Origin of the sequence: Halomonas sp. GFAJ-1, assembly GCF_000236625.2 — a bacterium.
In the GTDB taxonomy this organism is placed as follows: Bacteria; Pseudomonadota; Gammaproteobacteria; order Pseudomonadales; family Halomonadaceae; genus Vreelandella.
Genome location: NZ_AHBC01000044.1, coordinates 1 through 21,087, shown reverse-complemented (window position 1 = coordinate 21,087; position 21,087 = coordinate 1). Strand labels below are relative to the sequence as shown.

Genomic DNA, 21,087 nt, shown 5'->3' with positions numbered 1-21,087 from the left:
TTTGGCACGTCGTTAATAAATAGCGTTAGTGGGCGTGGCTAGCGTGCGATGTTAGCAGCGGTAACTCTTCATTGAGCTTAAACCGAGCGACAATAGACGTTAGGCGCTCAGCTTCGTGCTGAAGCTCAATGGCGGCCGAACTGGCTTGTTCGACCATCGCTGCATTTTGCTGATTGGTTTGATCCATATCGTTAGCGGCGACATTAACTTCTCTAATTCCCGCGCGTTGCTCTTCGGTGGCGACCGATATCTCATCCATTAACGTGGTGACTTGAGTGACGGAAGCCATAATTTTGGCCATGGTTTCGCCTGCTTTATCCGCTTGTTGCGTGCCGGCTTCTACCATATCCACCGATGTTTCAATCAGTTTACGAATATCCGTTGAGGCGCTCGCACTGCGGGTCGCTAGCTGACGTACTTCGCTGGCGACGACGGCAAAACCGCGACCATGCTCCCCGGCGCGAGCCGCCTCAACGGACGCATTGAGCGCCAGAATATTGGTCTGGAAAGCAATCGAGTCAATCAGCTTGATGATGTCGGTGATTTTCTGCGAGCTTTCGCGGATGTTGTGCATGTGGCTGATGACCTCATTGACCACGCTGCCGCCTTGTTCTGCGCTATGGGCGGCATCACGAGCCACTTGTCGTGCTTGGGTGGTGTTTTCGCTATTGCGCTCCATCGTCGAGGTCATCTCTTCGATGCTGGAAGCGGTTTCGGTTAACGACGCAGACTGCCGTTCAGTGCGTGCGGCAAGGTCTTGGTTACTTTTGGCGATTTCCTGGGCACTGGTAAAGACTTCGCTACTGCTTTCCCGAACGGTCGTCACGGTACCGAGCAAGCTTTGCTGCATGTGACGTAGAGCAGCGAAAAGAACGCCGATCTCATTACGACCGCGCGTTTCCACGTCTCTGGAAAGGTCGCCTTCCGCCATGCTTTGAAAATGGTCGGTAATACGGTGCATCGGTCGTATCAGATTAGCGCCTACACCCCAGTAAACCACCACGGTAACCATCAGCGCGATGATGAAGACGGTGATGATAGTCATAGTGGAAAGACTGATAACCGAGTCAAAATTCGCCAGCCGTTCGTTACCTTCTTCTTCTACCCGATGAAAAAAGCCGATGGCATCTTGATAGAAAGCGCTATAAGCCTGGTAAGCGGCATCACGCTGTTCGCGGTAAGCCGTCGCATCGCCTTGCTGCAGTGCAGTGACTTGCCGTAAAAGGTGCTCTTCCAGCAGCGCATCGAAGCTTACGGCGATAGGCGCAATGACCGTCTCGTGGGCAGGGTTGGCGGGGAGCTTAAGGAAGTTTGAAAACACTTCTTGGGCCGTATTGAGCGAGCTACGCAGCTCAGCAGCGCGCTGTTGCCTCTCTTCAGCGCCCAGTGCTGTTTGCGGCTCAACTAACTCTTCATAGAGGCGTGCCATGCCCAGGCGTGCGCTTTGTAGCGTAGAGTTAGTTCGGTTGAGGCTAGACTGCTGGTTAACATTGACATTAGTGAGCTGCTCAAGGCTTTGTTGGCTGTGGTTGACGGCATAAAGCCCTGTGCCGCTAAGCACAAGCAGCATAAGCAAGAAAGAGAGTAGCACCAGCGTCCAGCTCATTCTTAACGTCATATTATCTAGTAAACGCATCGGTATTCCTAAGTTGAGCCGTAGGAGGATGACCATAAACGCAAAATAGAACTGCCGACGAGTGCAGCAGTTCTATTGCATAAGTTTTGTTGCGCACTTATGGGCGATTACAGGCAGTGATTAAGTCGTCATAACCTTTTGTTACCCAGGATTTGTGTCACGTTACTTAATCGGCGCTGCTGTTATTTGGGGAGAGCTTTTGGCTCAGTTTGGTGCTTTCCGCTTTAGCCGCTTCTGCTTCTGCTTCTGCATCCGCTTTGGCAATGGCTTCTCGCTCCTTGGCTTCGTCTGAAAGAGACTTCTTGGGCAGTACGATATTGAGTGTGAAGGCCGTGATGGCTGCTACCACAATAGGGGCGCCGCCAATCAGGTCTCTTACTACTTCCGGGAACTGCTCAATAGCGGCGGGAACAGCAGAGATCCCTAGGCTTAGTGCCAGAGAGAGGCCCACGATGGTCATGTTGCGCGCGGACATTTCATCTTTGACCAGTAGCTGAATGCCGGTCATGGTGATCATGCCGAAGACGGTAATCGTTGCACCACCCAGCACAGGGAAGGGAATGGTGGTGATGATAGCGCCAAACTTCGGGCTAAGGCCGGCCACAATCATGAAGATGCCGGTGAGTGCCAAAACGTAACGGCTAATCACCTTGGTCATCGCAACAATACCCACGTTTTGGCTAAACGTAGAGGTGGGTAACGCGCCAAAGAAAGCGCTGACGGTGGTGGTTAGACCATTACCCAATAAGCCGCCGGTTAACTCTTTGGTTTTAAGCTCGCGGTTCATGCCCGCGACAGACGTTGCTGACAGGTCGCCGATGGTTTGGACGGAGTTAATGATGCAGATGACAACCATGGAGGCGATAGCAGCGGTGTGAAACTCTATCTCGAAAGGCATCACTTTGGGTACCGCGCCCCAGGAAGCGTTCCTAACATTCTCAAAGCTGACCATGCCCATAGAGAGCGAGAGTAAATAGCCCACCACGATACCCACGATGATGGCAGAAAGCTTCACCACGCCTTTACCGAACTGAGCAGCAATCAATACGGTAAGTAACGTGACTATCGCTACGAACCAGTTGGAAAGGTCGCCAAAATTGGGAGCGTTCACGTTACCGCTGCCCGCCATGTAGCGGATGGCAATATCGTAAAGCGAAAGGCCGATAACTAATACCACGGTTCCAGCAACAACGGGCGGAAAGAGGTGGCGAATGTACTGGATGAAATAACCCACTACGACCATGGTCATGCCGCCAATCAGCTGCGCGCCAAGAATCCCTTCAATACCGTACTGAGCGCCTACGGCGACTAACGTTGGTACGTAGGCAAACCCCACGCCGAAAATTGCTGGCAAGCGGGCACCAAATTTCCACACACCGAAAAGGTGAAAAACGGTACAGACCCCAGAAGCCAGTACGGCAATCTGAATAAGTAGCAGCCGTTCATCTATGCTTGCACCCACGACACCCGCAACAATGATAGGAGGCGTGATTACACCGGCAACCATCGCCAGAAGATGCTGAAGCGATAGGGGAAGGGCCTTCAGAAATGGCGGTTTTCCATAGAAATCAAAGAGCGAGGTGTTGCGCTTGGGCGGTTGATGCTGCTGTCCGGAAGAGGATGAGGCTTCATTCATAGCGGCTTCTCCTTTGTTTTTGTATTCAATAGTGATGAGCTACTGTGCTTATTATTGGACAGTACTGTACACAAAAAACTATTCATCAATAAACACTTTTTGATAAATATATGCGTGCTTTTTGCTAGCCAAATGATGTCGACAATAATTCTCAGGGGTCATTAATTTTAGCGCTGGATCGGCCCGGGCGGCTCAAAGGGACGCGATTTACGCAGATCACCATCGACCGATTTAACTGTTGAGAAATAGTTGCGCGCCGCCGGATGAGGTGCAGAAGCGCTATAACGACCCGATTTGGTAGGGAAAAATAAAATGTATACAAAAAATCTTTGAAATGTTGCGATTTATTATATAAAAATGTTGTCAGTATGTTCTGGGGTACTAAGCTTCTTTTATCCCCACTCTGCTTTAGACACTCTGCCGCCCACAGCGGCTTCGTTAGACAGCCTCAGGAGAAACTGATGGGACGCCTTACGACACACGTACTAGATACCGCTCAGGGACAGCCTGGAGAAGGTATCAAAATCGAGGTTTACCGTTTAGGAGGCGGGCTTCGCCAGCTTCTTAAGACCGTTGAGACGAATGATGATGGCCGTTGTGATTCGCCGATACTGGAAGGCAGTGAGCTGGTTACAGGTGAGTATGAGCTGGTGTTTCATGCTGGCGACTATTTAAAGCGTCAGGGAATAGAGCTGCAAGCACCCAGCTTTCTCGACGTTATCCCGCTGCGTTTCGGGGTGAACGACCCGTCGCAGCACTATCATGTGCCGCTACTGCTTTCACCCTATGCTTACTCGACTTACCGCGGCAGCTGAACACCGTTCGTTTAGAAAATCCCCTAACAATGCTTATATAGCCGCCCTAAAACAATCATACGAGGCGAGGAAACCCCGATGCAGGCCTACCTAGTTGAATTTGCAAACTTTATGCTGCGCTGGCTGCACGTCATCGCTGCAATCGCCTGGATAGGCGAGTCTATCTACTTTGTAATGCTGGATAACGGTCTGAGGAAGCCCAAGGCTGCCGAAGATCGTGAGAAAGGCGTGTTTGGTGAGATGTGGGCCGTACATGGTGGTGGCTTCTACCATAACCAAAAGTACGCCACGGCGCCGGCCAAACTGCCGGATGACTTGCACTGGTCGTTCTGGAAAGCTTACACCACCTGGCTCTCCGGCTTTGCCCTGTTCATTATCTTGTATATGGCGAACCCAAGCTTCTACCTGGTCAACCCCAACGCTAACTGGGAGTGGGCCGCCAATTTGGCTGGCTGGGAAGCAAACCTACTGGCACTAGCATTTTTGTTAGGGGGCTGGGTAGTTTATAACGAGATGTGTAAGCGCATCAGCCCGAACATGGAGCGTGATGGTCTGTTAAGTGTCGGTGTGGCGGTCATGATGGTCGTGGTCGCCTACTTGAGTACCCAGATGTTCTCAGGCCGCGCGGCTTTCCTGCTGACCGGTGCGGTCATGGCCACCGCGATGTCGGCGAACGTCTTCTTTTGGATCATCCCTGGCCAGCGCCGCATGGTAAAAGCGATGAAGGCTGGCGAAGCACCGAACCCACTTGACGGTAAGCGCGGTAAGCAGCGTTCCGTTCATAATACGTACTTTACCCTGCCCGTGGTGCTGCTGATGATCAGCAACCACTACTCGTTTGCTTACACCCATGAGTATGCTTGGGTGCTGATGGTGCTGTTTATCTTTGCGGGTGCGTTGATTCGTCAATACTTCGTCCTCATGCATCAGGGTAAGATACAGCCTGCTTATCCGGCGGTAGGTGTTGCACTGATTGCCGTTGCCTTTTGGGTGGCGATGCCGTCTCAAACAGCCTCTTCTAGCGCGCAACAAATAGAGGGTGATGGTCCAGATATCACCGAGGTAACGGCGCTGATTAACCAGCACTGTGTAGCCTGCCATGCGCAGTCACCCACGCAGCCTGGCTTCTCAGCCCCACCTGCCGGAGTAATGTATGACAGTGTGGAGCAAATCCTGCTGCAGAAAGAGCGCACGCAGCAAGTGGTGCAGAGTGGCTACATGCCGCTGGGCAACATGACCAATATGACGGACGAAGAGCGGGCGGTGATTCAAGCCTGGTCGGAGTAGTCATCTGATGTAATGTGTTGCTGTAGCGACGCCCACAGCCTGCCGTATGGCGGACTGTGGGCTTTTTTATGGGCTGTTTTTACGAGCTGCTTTTACGATTATGCTTCGTGCGATGAAAGTCATTCCTGAATACGTATACAATAGTGGTTAGATTAGGCATACAAGGTGTATCTATCGTGGAGCAAGAAGTGAGTTTCAGTGGCATAAAGAAGCCGAATTCCAAACGCTTAGGTAAAAACGGAGATGGCGCCGAGCGCCACGAGGTTATCTATCAGGCGATTAGCGATGCGATTATCAAGCAGCAGCTCCACCCGGGCGCCAGGTTGCGCGAAGACGCTTTAACGGAAGTGTTTAATGTCAGCCGAACGGGGATACGCAAAATTTTGCAGCGTTTGGCGATGGAGCAGCTGGTGACGATTACTCCGAGACGCGGGGCTAGCGTGACGCGGCCCACGGCCGCAGAAGCGCGCGATGTATTTGCAGCCCGCAAGATGGTGGAGTGCGGTTTGATGCCTGAGACAGCGCTGCATATTACGCCACAAGATGTACTTGAACTGCGCGACATGGCCAAGCGAGAGCATAAAGCACTGAGAGCCGGTGAGCAGAGTACCGCGATCAAACTGTCAGCCGCCTTTCATGAGCGCTTGGCGCAACTGTCGGGTAATGCCACCTTGGCCGCCTTCGTTAGCCAGCTCTGTTCGCGCTCCTCCTTAATTCTTGCGGTGTACGGAAGTAAAGGGCACCTGGGCTGTGAATCGCATGACCATGATGACCTGATTGACTATTTAGCCGCAGGCGAGGGTGAAAAAGCCAAAGCGTTTATGCTGCATCATTTGAATGAAATCGAGTCATCGCTCTCTTTTCTAGAGGAGGAGGCGTTTGCCCCCGACCTACACCAAATATTTGGCATAACGTCTTAATAAAATGAGCGTAGCAGTGGTGAATAATAGCGGCGGTGAAGGAGGTTCAGCTAAGCACTTGCGCTAAATATGAGTACAGTTTATCTTGTTGTTGTATACAAAAATATTGGTAATGTTCGGGTTTCTTACCGGCATGCTGTCTTCAACAAGGGACTTACATCATGTATTCGCCTGATTACCCTCGTGATCTGGTCGGCTACGGCCGCAATCCTCCTCATGCTAACTGGCCCGGCAAGGCGAAAATTGCCGTTCAATTTGTGCTGAATTATGAAGAGGGTGGAGAGAATTCAGTACTGCACGGTGATGCTGGCTCCGAGCAGTTCCTTTCTGAAATACTGGGCGCTCCTGCCTTCCCAGATCGTCACCTTAGCATGGAGTCGATCTATGAGTACGGTTCGCGCAGCGGTGTGTGGCGCATCTTGCGTGAGTTTGAACGTCGCAATCTGCCCCTGACGGTTTTCGGTGTAGCCATGGCGCTGGAGCGTCACCCCGAGGTTGCCCATGCGTTCAAAGAGCTGGGCCACGAGATCGCCTGCCATGGCTACCGCTGGATTAACTATCAAGAAGTGCCAGAAGCGGTAGAGCGCGAGCATATGCAGCGCGCTATTGAAGTGTTCCAGAACCTTTACGGTGAAAAACCGCTGGGTTGGTATACCGGCCGTGATAGCCCCAATACGCGTCGCTTAGTACTCGATCAAGGCGGCTTCCTGTATGACAGCGACTATTACGGTGATGATCTACCTTTCTGGACGCGGGAGCAGGATAGTCAGGGTGATACCCACACTCATTTAGTGGTGCCTTATACGTTGGACTCCAACGATATGCGCTTCGCCTCTCCACAAGGTTTTAATACCGCAGACCACTTCTTTACGTATCTGCGTGACGCCTTTGATGTCTTATATGCCGAAGGTGATGACGCGCCAAAAATGCTCTCTATTGGCCTGCACTGCCGTTTGATTGGCCGCCCCGGGCGTTTTCGCGCGTTGCAGCGTTTTCTTGACCACATTGAAGCCCATGACCGTGTCTGGGTGACTCGGCGCGTGGATATTGCGCGCCATTGGGCCGAGCACCATCCTGCCCGTTTTGCAGCTCGTTCTGAAGAGAGCAGGTGAGCCATGAGGGTCAAGGACGAGCAGCAGCGGCTGATTCCCGCGCTTGAGCGGGGGCTGATGATTTTGATGGAGTTAAACCGTCATCATCGTGAGATGAGTTTTGGCGAAATCGTTAAGCGCGTCGGTTTTCCCCAGTCAACCACCTACCGAACGGTACAAACGCTAGAGCACATGGGCTTTTTGCGCCATCACCCGGTCACGGGGCTGTACTCATTAGGCGTCAACGTGCTGCGTTTAGGCTTTGAGTACGTGGCGTCGCTGGATGTCGTTCAAGTGGGGCAGCCGGTGATAGAGGCGCTGTGCGAAGTCACCGGTTGCTCAAGTCATATCGCGATTCGCGATGGCCGCGACGCTGTCTATGTCGCGCGGGTGGGGGCAACAAACGCTACCGTCCGCCGCGTGAGTGTTGGCACGCGTTTACCTCTACACCGTACAGGGTTGGGGCGGATGTTATTGGCCGAACTCTCCTATGAAGAGTTTGAGACGCTTTATCCCTCCGGTGAGTTGCTAGACAACAAGCCAGGCACGCCAGCGAATCGTGATGCGTTGTGGGAGCTAGTGCAAGAAGACCGCCGCCGAGGCTATGTCATCGCTGACTCTTATTTTCATTTTGGTATCTCTTCGATTGTCTATCCGCTCTATAACCAAGACGGGGCGATGGAGGGCGTTGTCAGCATTATGGTGCCGGTGCACGAGATTCCCGAAGATGCCCACGGTCAGCTGCAGGAGCGGGTGGCTGAGGCCGCAGCGAATATTTCAAGCATGCTAGGCCACGGTTAAGCCGACTGAGTGGATGCCATAGCAATATATTAATGACAAAAGGAAAGACAATGACCAAGCGCAACTACTACGCTCCGCAAGGGGGGCATCCGGCACAAACACAATTGCTGTCGGACCGCGCCGTATTTACTGAAGCCTACGCAGTGATACCCAAAGGGGTCATGCGCGACATCGTGACCAGCAACCTCCCTTTTTGGGATAAAACGCGCCTGTGGGTGTTGTCACGGCCACTGTCGGGGTTTGCCGAAACGTTCTCCCAATACATTATGGAAGTCTCCCCCGGTGGCGGCAGTGAAAAGCCAGAGCCCGACCCCGCAGCGGAGGGCGTGCTGTTCATCGTTGAAGGGGAGTTAACGCTTACCTTGAAAGGCGAGAAGCACGTGATGCAGCCCGGTGGTTATGCCTTTTTACCCCCGGGTACCCGCTGGGAAGCGCATAACACGTCTGACGCGCCGGTGCGCTTTCACTGGGTGCGCAAAGCCTACGAGCAGGTTGAAGGCATCGAGGTGCCAGCGCCTTTCGTCACCAATGAGAACGATATCGAGCCAACGGCGATGCCGGGCACTGATGAAAAGTGGGTCACCACGCGCTTTGTCGACCCCGCAGACATTCGCCATGACATGCACGTCAATATCGTGACCTTCCAGCCCGGCGCAGTGATTCCCTTCGATGAAACACACGTCATGGAGCATGGGCTTTACGTGCTAGAAGGGAAGGCGGTCTATCACCTGAACCAGAACTGGGTAGAGGTTGAGGCCGGCGACTTTATGTGGCTGCGTGCCTTCTGCCCCCAGGCGTGCTACGCCGGTGGCCCAGGGCCGTTCCGCTATTTACTTTATAAAGACGTTAATCGCCACATGAAATTAGGCGGCGTTGGCCCGCGCTAAGGCGTTAAATAACAGTGCGGTTGATACACACTTAGGAGCCAGCAATGCTGGAATTAAAAGCACAGCCTTTAACACCCGAAGCCTTTGCGCCCTTTGGTGACGTGATTGATACGCGTACGGCGGATTACTTTCCTATCAATGCCGGGCGCACGCGGCGTTATCACGACCTAGCGCGGGTAGAAACCTTGGGTGAAGACGCCCGAGCGCTGATCAATATCTTTGTGAGTCAGCCGGTTGAGATACCCCTGGCGCTAGACTTTCTCGAATGCCACCCGCTCGGCAGCCAAGCCTTTATGCCGCTGTATGAAGAGCGCTTTATCGTGGTGGTGGCGCCCAAGGGCGAAAAGATTGATAGCCAAGATGTTCGCGCGTTTGTGACCGATGGCCATCAAGGCGTTAACTACCACGCCGGTACGTGGCATGCGATTCAATCGGTACTCGAGCGAGAAGGGCGCTTTCTGGTGGTAGACCGCGGCGGGGAAGGGAACAACTGCCTGGAATATCCGCTGGCCATCAAGGTAGAGATCGAATAAGCCCTTGATTTCTTAAACCGCGTTTGTAAACCGCGTATGTAGCGGCACTTATCAATGCAAATTGTATACGGACTGGTAGCGACGCTGCCGGTCCTTTCGGCGTGCCTGACGGTCCCGGCTGGCCGATTTCCTCTTCTTTATTTCTATTTCCCTACTAACGAACCCCTCTAAATTTTTGATTTAGTGTCGGTTTAATCCGGAGTCGATAATTATATGGAAATATTTTCCATGAATTATTGACAGTGATTCGTTGGGCGCATACTTTGGATACAAGAATAAATACTAAAATGAATACAAAAAAATGTTTACAAAAACAGTATTCAATTGTTGAGGAGAAGTTGTAATGGCTAAAATGACAGCTGCAGAAGCCGCCATTCATGTCCTGAAAAAAGAAGGCGTTGATGTCGCCTTTGGTGTTCCGGGCGCCGCGATCAATCCCTTTTACGCAGCAATGCGTAAAGTAGGTGGCGTTGACCACGTGCTGGCTCGGCACGTAGAAGGCGCGTCGCACATGGCTGAAGGGTATACCCGCACCATCGCAGGCAATATTGGGGTATGTATCGGTACGTCAGGTCCTGCGGGCACCGACATGATTACCGGTCTCTATTCCGCCAGCGCCGACTCCATCCCTATTTTATGCATCACGGGTCAAGCACCCCGTGCCAAGATGCATAAAGAAGATTTCCAGGCCGTCGACATTCAGGCAATTGCCGGTCCCGTGACCAAATGGGCCGTGACGGTGATGGAACCTGCCCAAGTGCCGCGGGCGTTCCAGAAAGCCTTCCAGCTGATGCGTTCCAGCCGCCCGGGCCCGGTGCTTATTGATCTGCCGATTGACGTTCAGATGAGTGAAATCGAGTTCGATCCGGACACCTACGAATCGCTTCCGGCCTACAAGCCGTCAGCGTCGCGTGCCCAGATTGAAAAAGCGCTGACGATGCTCAACGAAGCCGAAAAACCGCTGTTGGTAGCGGGTGGCGGCATCATCAATGCGGATGCCTCCGAGCAGCTGGTGGCGTTTGCTGAGCTGACTGGCGTGCCGGTTATTCCGACGCTGATGGGCTGGGGCACGATTCCCGATGACCATCCGTTGATGGCGGGTATGGTGGGCCTACAGACCTCTCATCGCTATGGCAACGCCACCATGCTCGCCTCTGATTTCGTGATGGGTATTGGTAACCGCTGGGCTAACCGCCACACTGGCAATGTTGAAACGTATACCAAAGACAGAAAGTTTGTACACGTTGATGTTGAGCCGACCCAGATAGGGCGTATCTTTGGGCCTGATTACGGCATTGTTTCTGATGCCAAGCTGGCGCTTGAGCTGTTCCTGGAAGTCGCTCGCGAAATGAAGGCTGCCGGTAAGCTTAAGAACCGCAGCGCTTGGGCCGAAGAGTGCCAGGAGCGTAAGCGTACGCTGCTGCGTAAAACCCACTTCGATAACGTGCCGGTGAAGCCCCAGCGTGTTTACGAAGAGATGAACAAAGTATTCGGCAAAAACGCACGCTACATCAGCACGATCGGGTTGTCGCAAATTGCCGGTGCTCAGTTCCTGCACGTCTACAAGCCGCGCCACTGGATCAACTGCGGTCAGGCCGGCCCGTTAGGCTGGACAGTACCCGCCGCGCTAGGGGTTTGCCGCGCAGACCCTACGGCTGAAGTGGTGGGTCTTTCTGGTGATTATGACTTCCAGTTCATGATCGAAGAGCTGGCGGTAGGCGCACAGTTTAATCTGCCCTATATCCATGTGCTGGTGAATAACTCCTACCTTGGCTTGATTCGCCAAGCCCAGCGCGGTTTTGACATGGATTACTGCGTTCAGCTGTCGTTTAAGAATATCAACTACACCGATGAAGAAGCGGCACTCGCTGAGTACGGCGTCGACCATGTGTCGGTTGTTGAAGGGCTGGGCTGTAAAGCACTGCGTGTGTTCAAGCCTGAGGATATTGCCCCCACGCTTGAGAAAGCCCGTGAGCTGATGCGTGAACACCGCGTGCCAGTAGTTGTAGAGATCATCCTTGAGCGTGTGACCAACATCTCAATGGGTACCGATCTTGATGGGGTTAATGAGTTTGAAGAGCTGGCTGAAAACGTTGCCGATGCACCGAGCTCTATTGCTAGCTTGACCTAAAGGATGCCCTGGCCGCGACGTAGTCAACGCCAGGGTTTATCGCCCCTCCCGTTCGCTAGTCCTGCATAACAAGTAAGGAGACCTGCATGTCCAAGTTTGCTGCAAATCTCAGCATGTTGTTCACCGAAGTGGATTTCCTCGATCGTTTTAAAGCCGCTGCCGACGCTGGCTTCAAAGGTGTCGAATACCTTTTTCCCTATGATTACCCGGCAGCGGACATCAAACAGCGCCTGGGCGCCAATGGCCTGAGCCAAGTGCTGTTCAACCTACCTGCCGGTGACTGGGGTGCCGGGGAGCGGGGTATTGCCTGCCACCCAAACCGCGTTGAGGAGTTTCGCGCCGGTGTAGATAAGGCCATTGAGTACGCGAAGGTGCTGGGTAACACCCAAGTCAACTGTTTGGTGGGTATTAAGCCGGACGGCGTCAGTGACGACGAAGCCCACAAAACGGTAGTTGAGAACCTGCGCTTTGCGGCTGAAAAGCTTAAAGCGGCGGGCATCCTGCTGATCGCAGAGCCGATTAACACCCGCGATATTCCGGGGTTTTTCCTCAATCGCACAGAGCAGGCCCTGGCCCTGTTTGATGAAGTGGGCAGCGACAACCTGAAACTGCAATACGACATCTACCACATGCAAATCATGGAAGGGGATCTAGCCCCCACCATCGAAAAGCATCTGGCGCGTATTGCCCACGTGCAGTTGGCGGATAACCCAGGGCGTCATGAGCCGGGTACCGGCGAAATCAATTATCCCTTCCTTTTTGCGCACCTTGAGCGCCTGGGTTACGACGGCTGGATTGGCTGCGAATACAAGCCCAAAGCGGGAACGACGCAAGGGCTGGGCTGGTTGGATAGTGCACGTTAAGGCCAACCGCATCTATAGGTTCCAAGCGGGCTAACGGCAAACGGGTGAGTACTGCCGCGTGTGTGCTGAACCCACGTTTGGTGAATTAATTGGAAGGAGCAACATCATGAGCAAGATCGGTTTTATTGGTTTAGGCATTATGGGTCGCCCGATGGCTGGCCACCTGCTTGACGCGGGCCTCTCCTTGGTGACCGTGAAGCGCGGTACGCTGGATGCAGGCCTTGCGGAAAAAGGCATGCAAGAAGTAGCCAGCCCCAAAGAGGTTGCCCAGGCTGCTGATGTGATTATCACCATGGTGCCAGACACCTCTGACGTTGAAACCGTGCTGTTCGGTGAAGGCGGCGTTATTGAAGGTCTCAAGCCGGGCACGTTGGTGATCGACATGAGCTCCATCGCGCCGATGCAAACTCAGGCGTTTGCCAAGCGTATTACCGACGCGGGCGGTGAGTATGTAGATGCCCCGGTATCTGGTGGTGAAGGTGGGGCTATCAATGCTGCACTCACTATTATGGTCGGCGCGACTGATGAAGGCTTTAAGCGTGCGACACCGCTGCTTGAAGTGGTTGGCAAGACGATTACCCACATTGGCGGTCACGGTGCAGGTCAGACCTGTAAAGTCGCCAACCAGATCGTGGTGGCACTGACCATCGAAGCCGTTGCTGAAGGGCTGCTATTTGCCTCTAAAGCCGGTGCTGATGTGGTTAAAGTGCGTGAATCGCTGCTGGGCGGCCTTGCTCAGTCGAAGATTCTTGATGTCCATGGCGAGCGCATGATCAAGCGTACCTTTGATCCGGGCTTCCGTATTCGCCTGCATCAGAAAGACCTTAACCTCGCACTGGAAGGCGCTCGTAGCCTGAACCTTTCTCTGCCAGGTACCGCCAATGCGCAGCAGCTATTCCAAGCGTGCGCTGCTAACGGCGGCGCGGACTGGGATCACGCGGGCATTCTACGTGCGCTGGAAAAATTGGCAGATCACGAGGTGGGCGAGTAACTCTTAATCGGCATTAGTGAGTAACGGTGGGCTTTGGTTCATGGCCCACCGCTGTAATTGCATGTGAGACATTGGTTTTTATCCGGTGGCAGTTCCCCCTTTTTGCCATTTCGCTGCCACCGGCTTTTTCCCCTTATTTTTCTTCTTTGCCCTGGCTCTTGCCTGAGGAGTCTGCCGATGAATGCCCCTTTTCGCTTAGCCCCTTTTACCAGTGAAGAAGACTCACGCCAGTGGCTGATGCGTTTAGCCGAAAAGGCGATCGCTGCGGTTCATCCCGACAGCCTGCTACCCGACCAACTACCTGAAAAGCCTGCTGGCCGCACCGTTGTTGTGGGTGCTGGTAAGGCCGCCGCAGCGATGGCGCGTGCGTTGGAGCTGGCATGGGCGTCGCAGTCCTCTGGTGAGTCAACTGACTTGGAAGGCTTGGTGGTTACCCGCTATCAGCACGGTGCCGCTTGCCAACACATTGAAGTACTGGAAGCGTCTCACCCCATGCCCGATGCACTGGGTGAGCAGGCCGCAAAACGTATGTTGGAAGCGGTCAAAGACCTGGGTGAAGATGACCTGGTCATTGCGTTAATTTCCGGTGGTGGTTCTGCGCTTATGTCGCTGCCTGCTGAGGGGATTAGCCTGAAAGATAAGCAAGCCCTGAACAAAACGCTGCTGCGCTGCGGTGCGACGATTCGTGAAATTAATACGGTGCGTCGTCATCTATCCGCGATTAAAGGCGGCCGTTTAGCGGCCTGTGCACACCCCGCTCGCGTAGTGACGTACCTGATTTCCGATGTGCCGGGCGATGAAGCGTCGTTAATTGCCTCTGGCCCTACGCTGCCTGATAACTCTACGCCACGTGATGCGCTAACAATTCTTGAGCGCCACCAGATCGACGTGCCCGCTAACGTGCGCGAGCACCTGCTGGCTGACCACGACGCGCCACAACCCGATAGCCCTGAGTTTGCCCGCGACCAACACATCATCCTCGCCCGCGCCTATGATGCGCTTGATGCTGCCCGGCGCAGCGCGGAAGTGGGCGCCGGAGAAGACGGCATAGATGTTCGTGTATTGGGCGATGATTTAGAGGGCGAGGCGCGCGATTTAGGCACCGCTCAAGCGCGCATGGCGTTCAAGCTGCAAGATGAAATTACCCGCCCCTTGTTGGTGCTCTCCGGTGGCGAGACCAGCGTTACCGTAAAAGGCGACGGACGTGGTGGGCGTAACGTCGAGTATCTACTGGGGCTGTTCGATAGCCTCAAAGGCGCAGAGGGCATTTACGCTCTGGCCATCGACACCGATGGCATTGACGGGTCGGAGGATAACGCCGGTGCGTTAATCGGCCCTGAGTGCTGGAAACGCGCCGAGTCTTTACAGCTGTCAGCGCGGGACTACCTGGCTCGCAATGATGCCTACAGCTTTTTCGATGCGCTTGACGACCTGATCGTGACTGGGCCAACCCGCACGAACGTCAATGATTTTCGAGCCATTCTTATTCTCCCGAGGCAGCCATGAAACCTACCGCGTATACCCCCATTCGCCGCACAAAAATTGTGGCTACGTTAGGCCCCGCTAGCGACCGTCAAGGCGTATTGGAAGCGATGTTGCGGGCAGGCGTGGATGTTGTTCGGCTCAATTTCTCTCATGGGTCGGCGGATGACCATCGTCGTCGCCTAAGTGAAGTACGTGAGATTGCCCAGCGCTTAGGCAAAAGCGTCGCTGCGCTTGCCGATTTGCAAGGCCCCAAAATTCGTATCGCGCGCTTCAAAGATGGTGCCGTGATACTTGAAGAAGGACAAACCTTCGTACTCGACATGCTACTGGATGGCGAGGCAGGGGATGCCACCCGGGTTGGCTGTGACTATAAGACGCTGGCGGATGATGTCAGTGTCGGTGATCGCCTGCTGCTAGACGATGGCCGTCTGGTGCTTGAGGTTAGCGCCATTCGGGGTAAAGAAGTCCACACCCGCGTGATTGTCGGCGGCAAGCTCTCCAACAATAAAGGCATTAACAAGCAAGGCGGCGGATTATCGGCAGCTGCCCTCACCGACAAGGATAAAGAAGATCTCAAGACCGCCATTGAGATTGGCGTGGACTATTTAGCAGTCTCTTTCCCACGCAGTGCCGCAGATATGCAGGAAGCGCGTGAGCTGCTGGGCGAGGCAGGCAAGGAAATTGGCCTGATCGCCAAGGTCGAGCGTGCTGAAGCGGTGGCTGATGATGCCACTTTAGACGGTATTATCAGCGCGTCTGAAGCTGTGATGGTGGCCCGGGGCGACCTAGGGGTAGAGATTGGCGATGCACAGCTGATTGGCGTACAAAAACGCTTAATCAAGCGCGCACGCAGCCTTAACCGTGCCGTGATTACCGCTACCCAGATGATGGAGACGATGATCAGTTCACCGCTGCCCACTAGGGCCGAGGTGTTTGATGTGGCGAATGCGGTGCTGGACGGCACCGACGCGGTGATGCTCTCGGCTGAAACGGCCGCGGGTGACTTCCCTGTCGAAACCATTGAAGCCATGAACCGAGTATGTTTGGGAGCCGAGCGCGAGCGTAGTGCTCAAGAGTCAGGTCATCGCATTCACCAGGGGTTCTCAAAAATCGACGAAACCGTGGCGCTCTCTGCCATGTATGCCGCCAACCATCTGGAAGGCGTGGCTGCCATTGCCTGTATGACGTCGAGTGGTTTCACGGCACTGATTGCCTCGCGCATCCACTCTGGGCTGCCCATCGTAGGCCTGGCGCATAGCGAGATTGCCCAGCGGCGTATGGCGCTATACCGTGGCGTTGTCTCGCTAGCGTTTGATACCAGCGAGATGAAGGCGGAAGAGCTTAACGACCGGGCGCTGGAGGTACTGGTGGCCCACGGCATAGCGGCCCCGGATGACCACGTTATTCTTACCCGTGGTGACCACATGAATGCCCATGGCGGCACAAATACCCTGAAGATTTTGGATGTAAAAGCTAAGCACCAGCGCGGCTAAGAAACGCGTTTTTAGGAAGCTAAAACAGTGTGCTGGTATAGTGGCCGAGGTAACAATGCGAACGTTGAATGAGGATCACCTGGAGATAGGCAACATGAGCCTCGGCTGGCACAAACAACCTTTGAACACTTCCAAACGAGGTGGGTATAACGATCAAACGATCGTTGAGCATATCCGTAACGCGGTACTGATGCAGCGCCTGCCGCCGAATACTAAATTGCCAGAAATCACCCTGGGCGAAGTGTTCGGCGTCAGCCGCTCGGTCGTGCGCAAGGCGCTCACACGGCTGGCGGCAGAGCACGTCATCAATCAACGCCCTAATCAAGTGGCGCGTGTGCGTGCGCCCACTGTTGAAGAGACGCGGGAGACGTTTTCAGCGCGTCGGTTAATTGAGGGTGAGATAGTGGCCCTGCTGGCTGGGAAGCTTGGCACCGACACTTTGGCGACACTGAACGCGCAAGTGGAGGATGAACAGCAGGCCTATGCCAGACAAGACGAGCCAGCGCGCATTGAACATTCGCTAACCATTCACCATCTGCTGGCTGAGCACGCTTCCAATCGCATTCTCGGCACTATGCTCACCGACCTGATTTTACGCACGTCTATTGTGATCGCTTTATACAAGCGGCCAACGTTGGCTTCGTGCTACTTAGAAGGCGACCATGCAACGCTAATGGTGCATTTGGCTAAGGGTGATGCTGAAGGGGCCAGGCAGTGCGTGCATGACCACTTGCACAGTTTAGAAGCCCTGTTGGACCTCTCCCCACGAGGAGCAGAGACCGACTTAAAGGCTATTTTGGGTGGCAAATTAGTGCAGGCTTAACCCCTACCTTGTCGCCACTTTATTAGCGACCTATGATTAACGACTCTCCAGGTTTGACGTTAGGCTTATTGACGCCATGCGTTAATAACGCACTGTATTTAATGAAATAACAACAAGTAAGGCACGTAATGCTCAACATTGTTAACGTATCAGCACTGGAAGTATTGGATTCTCGCGGTAACCCCACTGTCATGGCGCAAGTCAGCTTGGAAAACGGCATCGTCGGCGAGGCCTTTGCGCCTAGCGGCGCGTCGACCGGTTCAGGTGAGGCTTTGGAGTTGCGCGACGGCGACAAGGCACGCTACCTGGGAAAGGGGGTGCTCAAAGCCGTCGAGGCGATTAACGGCCCGATTCGTGACTGCCTGCTAGGCGCAGATGCAGGCGATCAGCGCAGCCTTGATAACGCCATGGTGGCGCTGGATGGTACGACGAATAAAGCGAAGCTGGGCGCTAACGCGATCCTGGCGGTCTCACTGGCCGCGGCTAAAGCGGCCGCGCAAGCGAAGCAAATGCCGCTGTATGCGCATATCGCTGAGCTCTATGGTCAGCCCGGGCAGTTCCTGATGCCTGTGCCGATGATGAATATCTTGAATGGCGGCGAACATGCCGACAACAATGTGGATATTCAGGAGTTCATGGTGCAGCCAGTAGGTGCGACAAGTTTCCGTGAAGGGCTGCGTATGGGGGCGGAAATCTTCCATACTTTGAAGCACGTGCTTTCTACTCGCGGTTTCTCCACTTCGGTGGGCGACGAAGGTGGCTTTGCCCCTAATCTTGCATCCAACGCCGAGGCCCTGGCAGTCATCAAGCAAGCGGTAGAAGACGCTGGCTACACCCTGGGGCGCGATGTGACCCTGGCGCTGGACTGCGCTTCTAGCGAATTCTACAAAGATGGCCAGTACGTGTTGGCTGGGGAAGGAGCGTCGTACGATGCCGCTGGTTTCATCGACTATCTTGCTCGCCTATGCGATGACTACCCCATCGTTTCGATTGAGGATGGGATGCACGAGTCTGACTGGCCGGCTTGGAAAGCACTGACGGATAAGCTGGGCGATCGTGTTCAATTAGTCGGCGATGATCTGTTCGTGACGAACACCAAGCTGCTCAAACACGGTATTGATGAGCAAATTGGCAATTCGATCTTGATCAAGTTCAACCAGATCGGCTCGCTGAGTGAAACGCTGGATGCTATTCGCATGGCGCAGGAGGCTGGTTTTACCGCCGTGATTTCACACCGCTCCGGGGAAACCGAAGACACCACTATTGCTGACCTGGCCGTAGGCACCTGTGCCGGGCAAATTAAAACCGGCTCGCTTTGCCGTTCCGACCGAGTGGCTAAGTACAACCGCTTGCTGGTGATTGAAGCTGAGCTTGAAGGGCAGGTTACGTACCCTGGAATAAAAGCGATCAAACGCCAGTAACGTGACGTTGAGTTGTTTAAACCCTTACGTTTGAATACTAATGTTAAAACACTAACGGCGCCTATAGGCGCCGTTAGTGTTTTTGTGCGTTATGAACGCTGTTACAGCATCTGTTACAACAACTGTTACAGCAGCTGTTATAACAACAACCGCCGAATGTCGGTTAACACATCCGCTAGGAAGGCGGTAAAGCGCGCCGCATCCGCACCGTTAATGGCCCGGTGATCGTAGGAGAGCGACAGCGGCATCATTAAACGCGGCTGGAAGGTGCTGCCATCCCAGACCGGTTTCATCTGCGCTTTCGACACGCCTAAGATGGCTACTTCCGGCGCATTAACAATCGGTGTAAATGCCGTGCCACCAATCGAGCCTAGGCTCGAAATAGTGAAGCAGCCACCGGTCATATCGTCACGCTTGAGCTTCTTGGTTTGCGCCTTCTTGCCTAGCTCCGCCATCTTCTTAGCAATCTCAACCAAGGATTTTTTATCGGCGTTGCGTACTACGGGCACCATCAGGCCGTCCGGCGTATCCACCGCGATGCCGATATGCACGTAGTTTTTCCACACCAGGGTTTCACCGTCACCCTTCAAGCTGACGTTAAACTGGGGGAACTTACGCAGTGCAAAAGCACAGGCTTTGACCATAAACGGCAGCGGCGTTAGCTTGGCACCTTCGGCTTCTACTTCCGCCTTCATGGCTTTGCGGAAGGCTTCAAGCTCTGTAATGTCGGCTTCATCAAACTGGGTGACGTGGGGCACATTGAGCCAGCTGCGGTGCAGGTTGGTAGCGCCCGCTTTCAGCAAGCGACCCATCGGCTTCTCTTCCACGTCGCCAAACTGGCTGAAGTCGACCTCTGGAACGGCGGGAATGCCCGCGCCGCCGGTGGCTGCTGGAGCTGCTGCCGACGCGTTGCCTTGGTTAGCAATCGCTTGCTTCACGTAGGCCTGCACGTCCTCTTTGAGTACGCGCCCTCTTGGGCCAGTAGGTGTAACAAAACCAAGGTCAACGCTTAGCTCGCGGGCCAGCATACGCACCGCAGGGCCAGCATGAATCAGCTTGCCATCGCGAGGCTTGTGAGACGCCATTTGCGCTTCAGGGCTGGGCGTTCCAGCGGGTGACGCTGCTCGGGTTTCTGTCACAGGCGGCGTTGCGCGCGGTGCCGTGGCCGCTTCTTCCGCAGGCTCGCTGGCCGCAGCAGGTGTGTCTGCTTGGGCGGGCGCGTTGTCGTCGGCATCGTCTTCACCGGCAATTTCCATTTGGCCGATGACGTCGCCTTCAGATACCGTGTCGCCCTCTTTGACGGTGAAGGTCACGATCTTGCCGCTGTAAGGACTCGGCACGTCCATAGAGGCTTTGTCGGACTCTAGCGTAATCAGCGTGTCTTCGGCTTCGACCGCATCGCCTTCGCCCACGGCGACTTCGATGATCTCGACGCTGTCCGAGCCGCCCAAGTCCGGTACTTTAATATCCACTGTCTGCTTGCCGCCGCTGGCTTTCTTGGCTGCGGGTGCAGGCGCTGGTGCTTGCGGTGTCTCGTTAGAGGCTTCTTTCGGCGCCTCTTCTTTCGCTGGCGTGTCTTCTTCACCGGCGTCGCCGCTGCTGCTTTCGGCTTCCAGCTCAACGATGTCGTCGCCTTCGGAGACGGTATCGCCTTCTTTGACCAGCACTTTAAGCACCTTGCCGCCTTTCGGGGCCGGTACATCCATACTGGCTTTGTCGGATTCCAGAGTGATCAGGGTGTCTTCCGCTTCAATGACGTCGCCTTCTGACACCGCAATCTCGATGATTTCGACATCGGTATCCCCACCGATATCGGGAACTTTGATGATTTCGCTACTCAAGGTCGCGCTCCTTCCAAATCGGTCGAGCCGACGGGCGTCTGCCCGCCGGGCTGCGGTTTAGCTGGTCAGTGGGTTGGGCTTTTTGGCATCGATGCCGTACTTCTTCAGCGCCTTGCCGACGTGCTTGCGGTCTAGCTCGCCCCGATCGGCCAGCGCCTTCAGTGCGGCCACGGTGACGAAGTAGCGGTCAACTTCGAAGAAGTAACGCAGCTTCTCGCGGGTATCCGAACGACCAAAGCCATCGGTTCCCAGTACGGTGTAGTCGTTGGGTACCCAAGCGCGCACTTGATCCGCATACAGCTTCATGTAGTCGGTGGAGGCAATCACCGGGCTATCGCGGCCTTCCAGGCACTTCGTGACGTGGGGCTTGGCGGCCTCGTCATCGGGGTTCAAGAAGGCTTCGCGCTCCAGCAGCAGCGCTTCGCGGCGCAGC

At 54.5% G+C, this 21,087-nt stretch carries 18 protein-coding genes; 14 read left to right on the top strand and 4 right to left on the bottom strand.

Annotation, left to right across the window (positions count from 1 at the left end):
- Positions 1–25: 25 nt before the first annotated feature.
- Positions 26–1,636, bottom strand: coding sequence for a methyl-accepting chemotaxis protein (locus MOY_RS13155; RefSeq protein ID WP_009100566.1), 1,611 nt, complete (start codon positions 1,634–1,636; stop codon positions 26–28).
- 166 nt (positions 1,637–1,802) lie between these two features.
- A complete protein-coding gene (locus tag MOY_RS13150) occupies positions 1,803–3,272 on the bottom strand; it encodes a uracil-xanthine permease family protein (RefSeq protein WP_009100564.1) in 1,470 nt (489 codons plus the stop codon).
- A 461-nt stretch (positions 3,273–3,733) separates the two neighbouring features.
- On the opposite strand from MOY_RS13150, the gene uraH reads away from it, so the two are divergent.
- The 14 genes from uraH (at position 3,734) to eno (ending at position 18,813) form a co-directional block, all read left to right on the top strand.
- Complete coding sequence (gene uraH / locus MOY_RS13145) at positions 3,734–4,087, top strand: hydroxyisourate hydrolase (protein ID WP_009100562.1); 354 nt, start codon at positions 3,734–3,736, stop codon at positions 4,085–4,087.
- 78 nt (positions 4,088–4,165) lie between these two features.
- Positions 4,166–5,374 (top strand): urate hydroxylase PuuD, encoded by a 1,209-nt coding sequence (locus MOY_RS13140; RefSeq protein ID WP_009100560.1) that lies wholly within the window; start codon positions 4,166–4,168, stop codon positions 5,372–5,374.
- Between the two features lie 203 nt (positions 5,375–5,577).
- Complete coding sequence (locus MOY_RS13135) at positions 5,578–6,294, top strand: GntR family transcriptional regulator (RefSeq protein WP_035540750.1); 717 nt, start codon at positions 5,578–5,580, stop codon at positions 6,292–6,294.
- 161 nt (positions 6,295–6,455) lie between these two features.
- Complete coding sequence (gene puuE, locus MOY_RS13130) at positions 6,456–7,406, top strand: allantoinase PuuE (RefSeq protein WP_009100556.1); 951 nt, start codon at positions 6,456–6,458, stop codon at positions 7,404–7,406.
- Positions 7,407–7,409: 3 nt separating this feature from the next.
- Positions 7,410–8,186, top strand: coding sequence for an IclR family transcriptional regulator (locus MOY_RS13125; protein WP_009100555.1), 777 nt, complete (start codon positions 7,410–7,412; stop codon positions 8,184–8,186).
- Positions 8,187–8,236: 50 nt separating this feature from the next.
- Positions 8,237–9,073, top strand: coding sequence for a bifunctional allantoicase/(S)-ureidoglycine aminohydrolase (locus tag MOY_RS13120; protein ID WP_009100553.1), 837 nt, complete (start codon positions 8,237–8,239; stop codon positions 9,071–9,073).
- Between the two features lie 44 nt (positions 9,074–9,117).
- Entirely contained in the window at positions 9,118–9,606 is a 489-nt protein-coding gene (locus MOY_RS13115; protein ID WP_009100551.1) for an ureidoglycolate lyase, read from the top strand.
- 343 nt (positions 9,607–9,949) lie between these two features.
- Entirely contained in the window at positions 9,950–11,737 is a 1,788-nt protein-coding gene (gene gcl / locus MOY_RS13110) for a glyoxylate carboligase (RefSeq protein WP_009100549.1), read from the top strand.
- Positions 11,738–11,823: 86 nt separating this feature from the next.
- On the top strand, positions 11,824–12,600 hold the full coding sequence (hyi, locus tag MOY_RS13105; protein ID WP_009100547.1) for a hydroxypyruvate isomerase: 777 nt from the start codon (positions 11,824–11,826) through the stop codon (positions 12,598–12,600).
- Between the two features lie 103 nt (positions 12,601–12,703).
- Complete coding sequence (locus MOY_RS13100; RefSeq protein ID WP_328287043.1) at positions 12,704–13,591, top strand: 2-hydroxy-3-oxopropionate reductase; 888 nt, start codon at positions 12,704–12,706, stop codon at positions 13,589–13,591.
- A 177-nt stretch (positions 13,592–13,768) separates the two neighbouring features.
- Positions 13,769–15,097 carry a glycerate kinase type-2 family protein gene (locus tag MOY_RS13095; RefSeq protein WP_009100541.1) on the top strand — a complete coding sequence of 443 codons (1,329 nt, stop codon included), beginning with the start codon at positions 13,769–13,771 and terminating at the stop codon, positions 15,095–15,097.
- The gene (gene pyk / locus MOY_RS13090; RefSeq protein WP_009100539.1) at positions 15,094–16,569 is read left to right on the top strand and encodes a pyruvate kinase; all 1,476 of its coding nucleotides are present in this window, start codon (positions 15,094–15,096) and stop codon (positions 16,567–16,569) included. The genes MOY_RS13095 and pyk overlap by 4 nt, the downstream gene beginning before the upstream one ends.
- A gap of 94 nt (positions 16,570–16,663) precedes the next feature.
- On the top strand, positions 16,664–17,392 hold the full coding sequence (locus tag MOY_RS13085) for a GntR family transcriptional regulator (RefSeq protein WP_009100537.1): 729 nt from the start codon (positions 16,664–16,666) through the stop codon (positions 17,390–17,392).
- Positions 17,393–17,520: 128 nt separating this feature from the next.
- Positions 17,521–18,813, top strand: coding sequence for a phosphopyruvate hydratase (gene eno, locus MOY_RS13080; protein ID WP_009100533.1), 1,293 nt, complete (start codon positions 17,521–17,523; stop codon positions 18,811–18,813).
- A 137-nt stretch (positions 18,814–18,950) separates the two neighbouring features.
- Here eno and aceF read toward each other — a convergent pair whose 3' ends face one another.
- Together aceF and MOY_RS13070 are read right to left on the bottom strand one after the other, a co-directional pair.
- A complete protein-coding gene (aceF, locus tag MOY_RS13075) occupies positions 18,951–20,654 on the bottom strand; it encodes a dihydrolipoyllysine-residue acetyltransferase (protein WP_009100532.1) in 1,704 nt (567 codons plus the stop codon).
- 57 nt (positions 20,655–20,711) lie between these two features.
- The coding region (locus MOY_RS13070; protein ID WP_139029318.1) for a transketolase-like TK C-terminal-containing protein at positions 20,712–21,087 on the bottom strand (376 nt) is incomplete at its 5' end.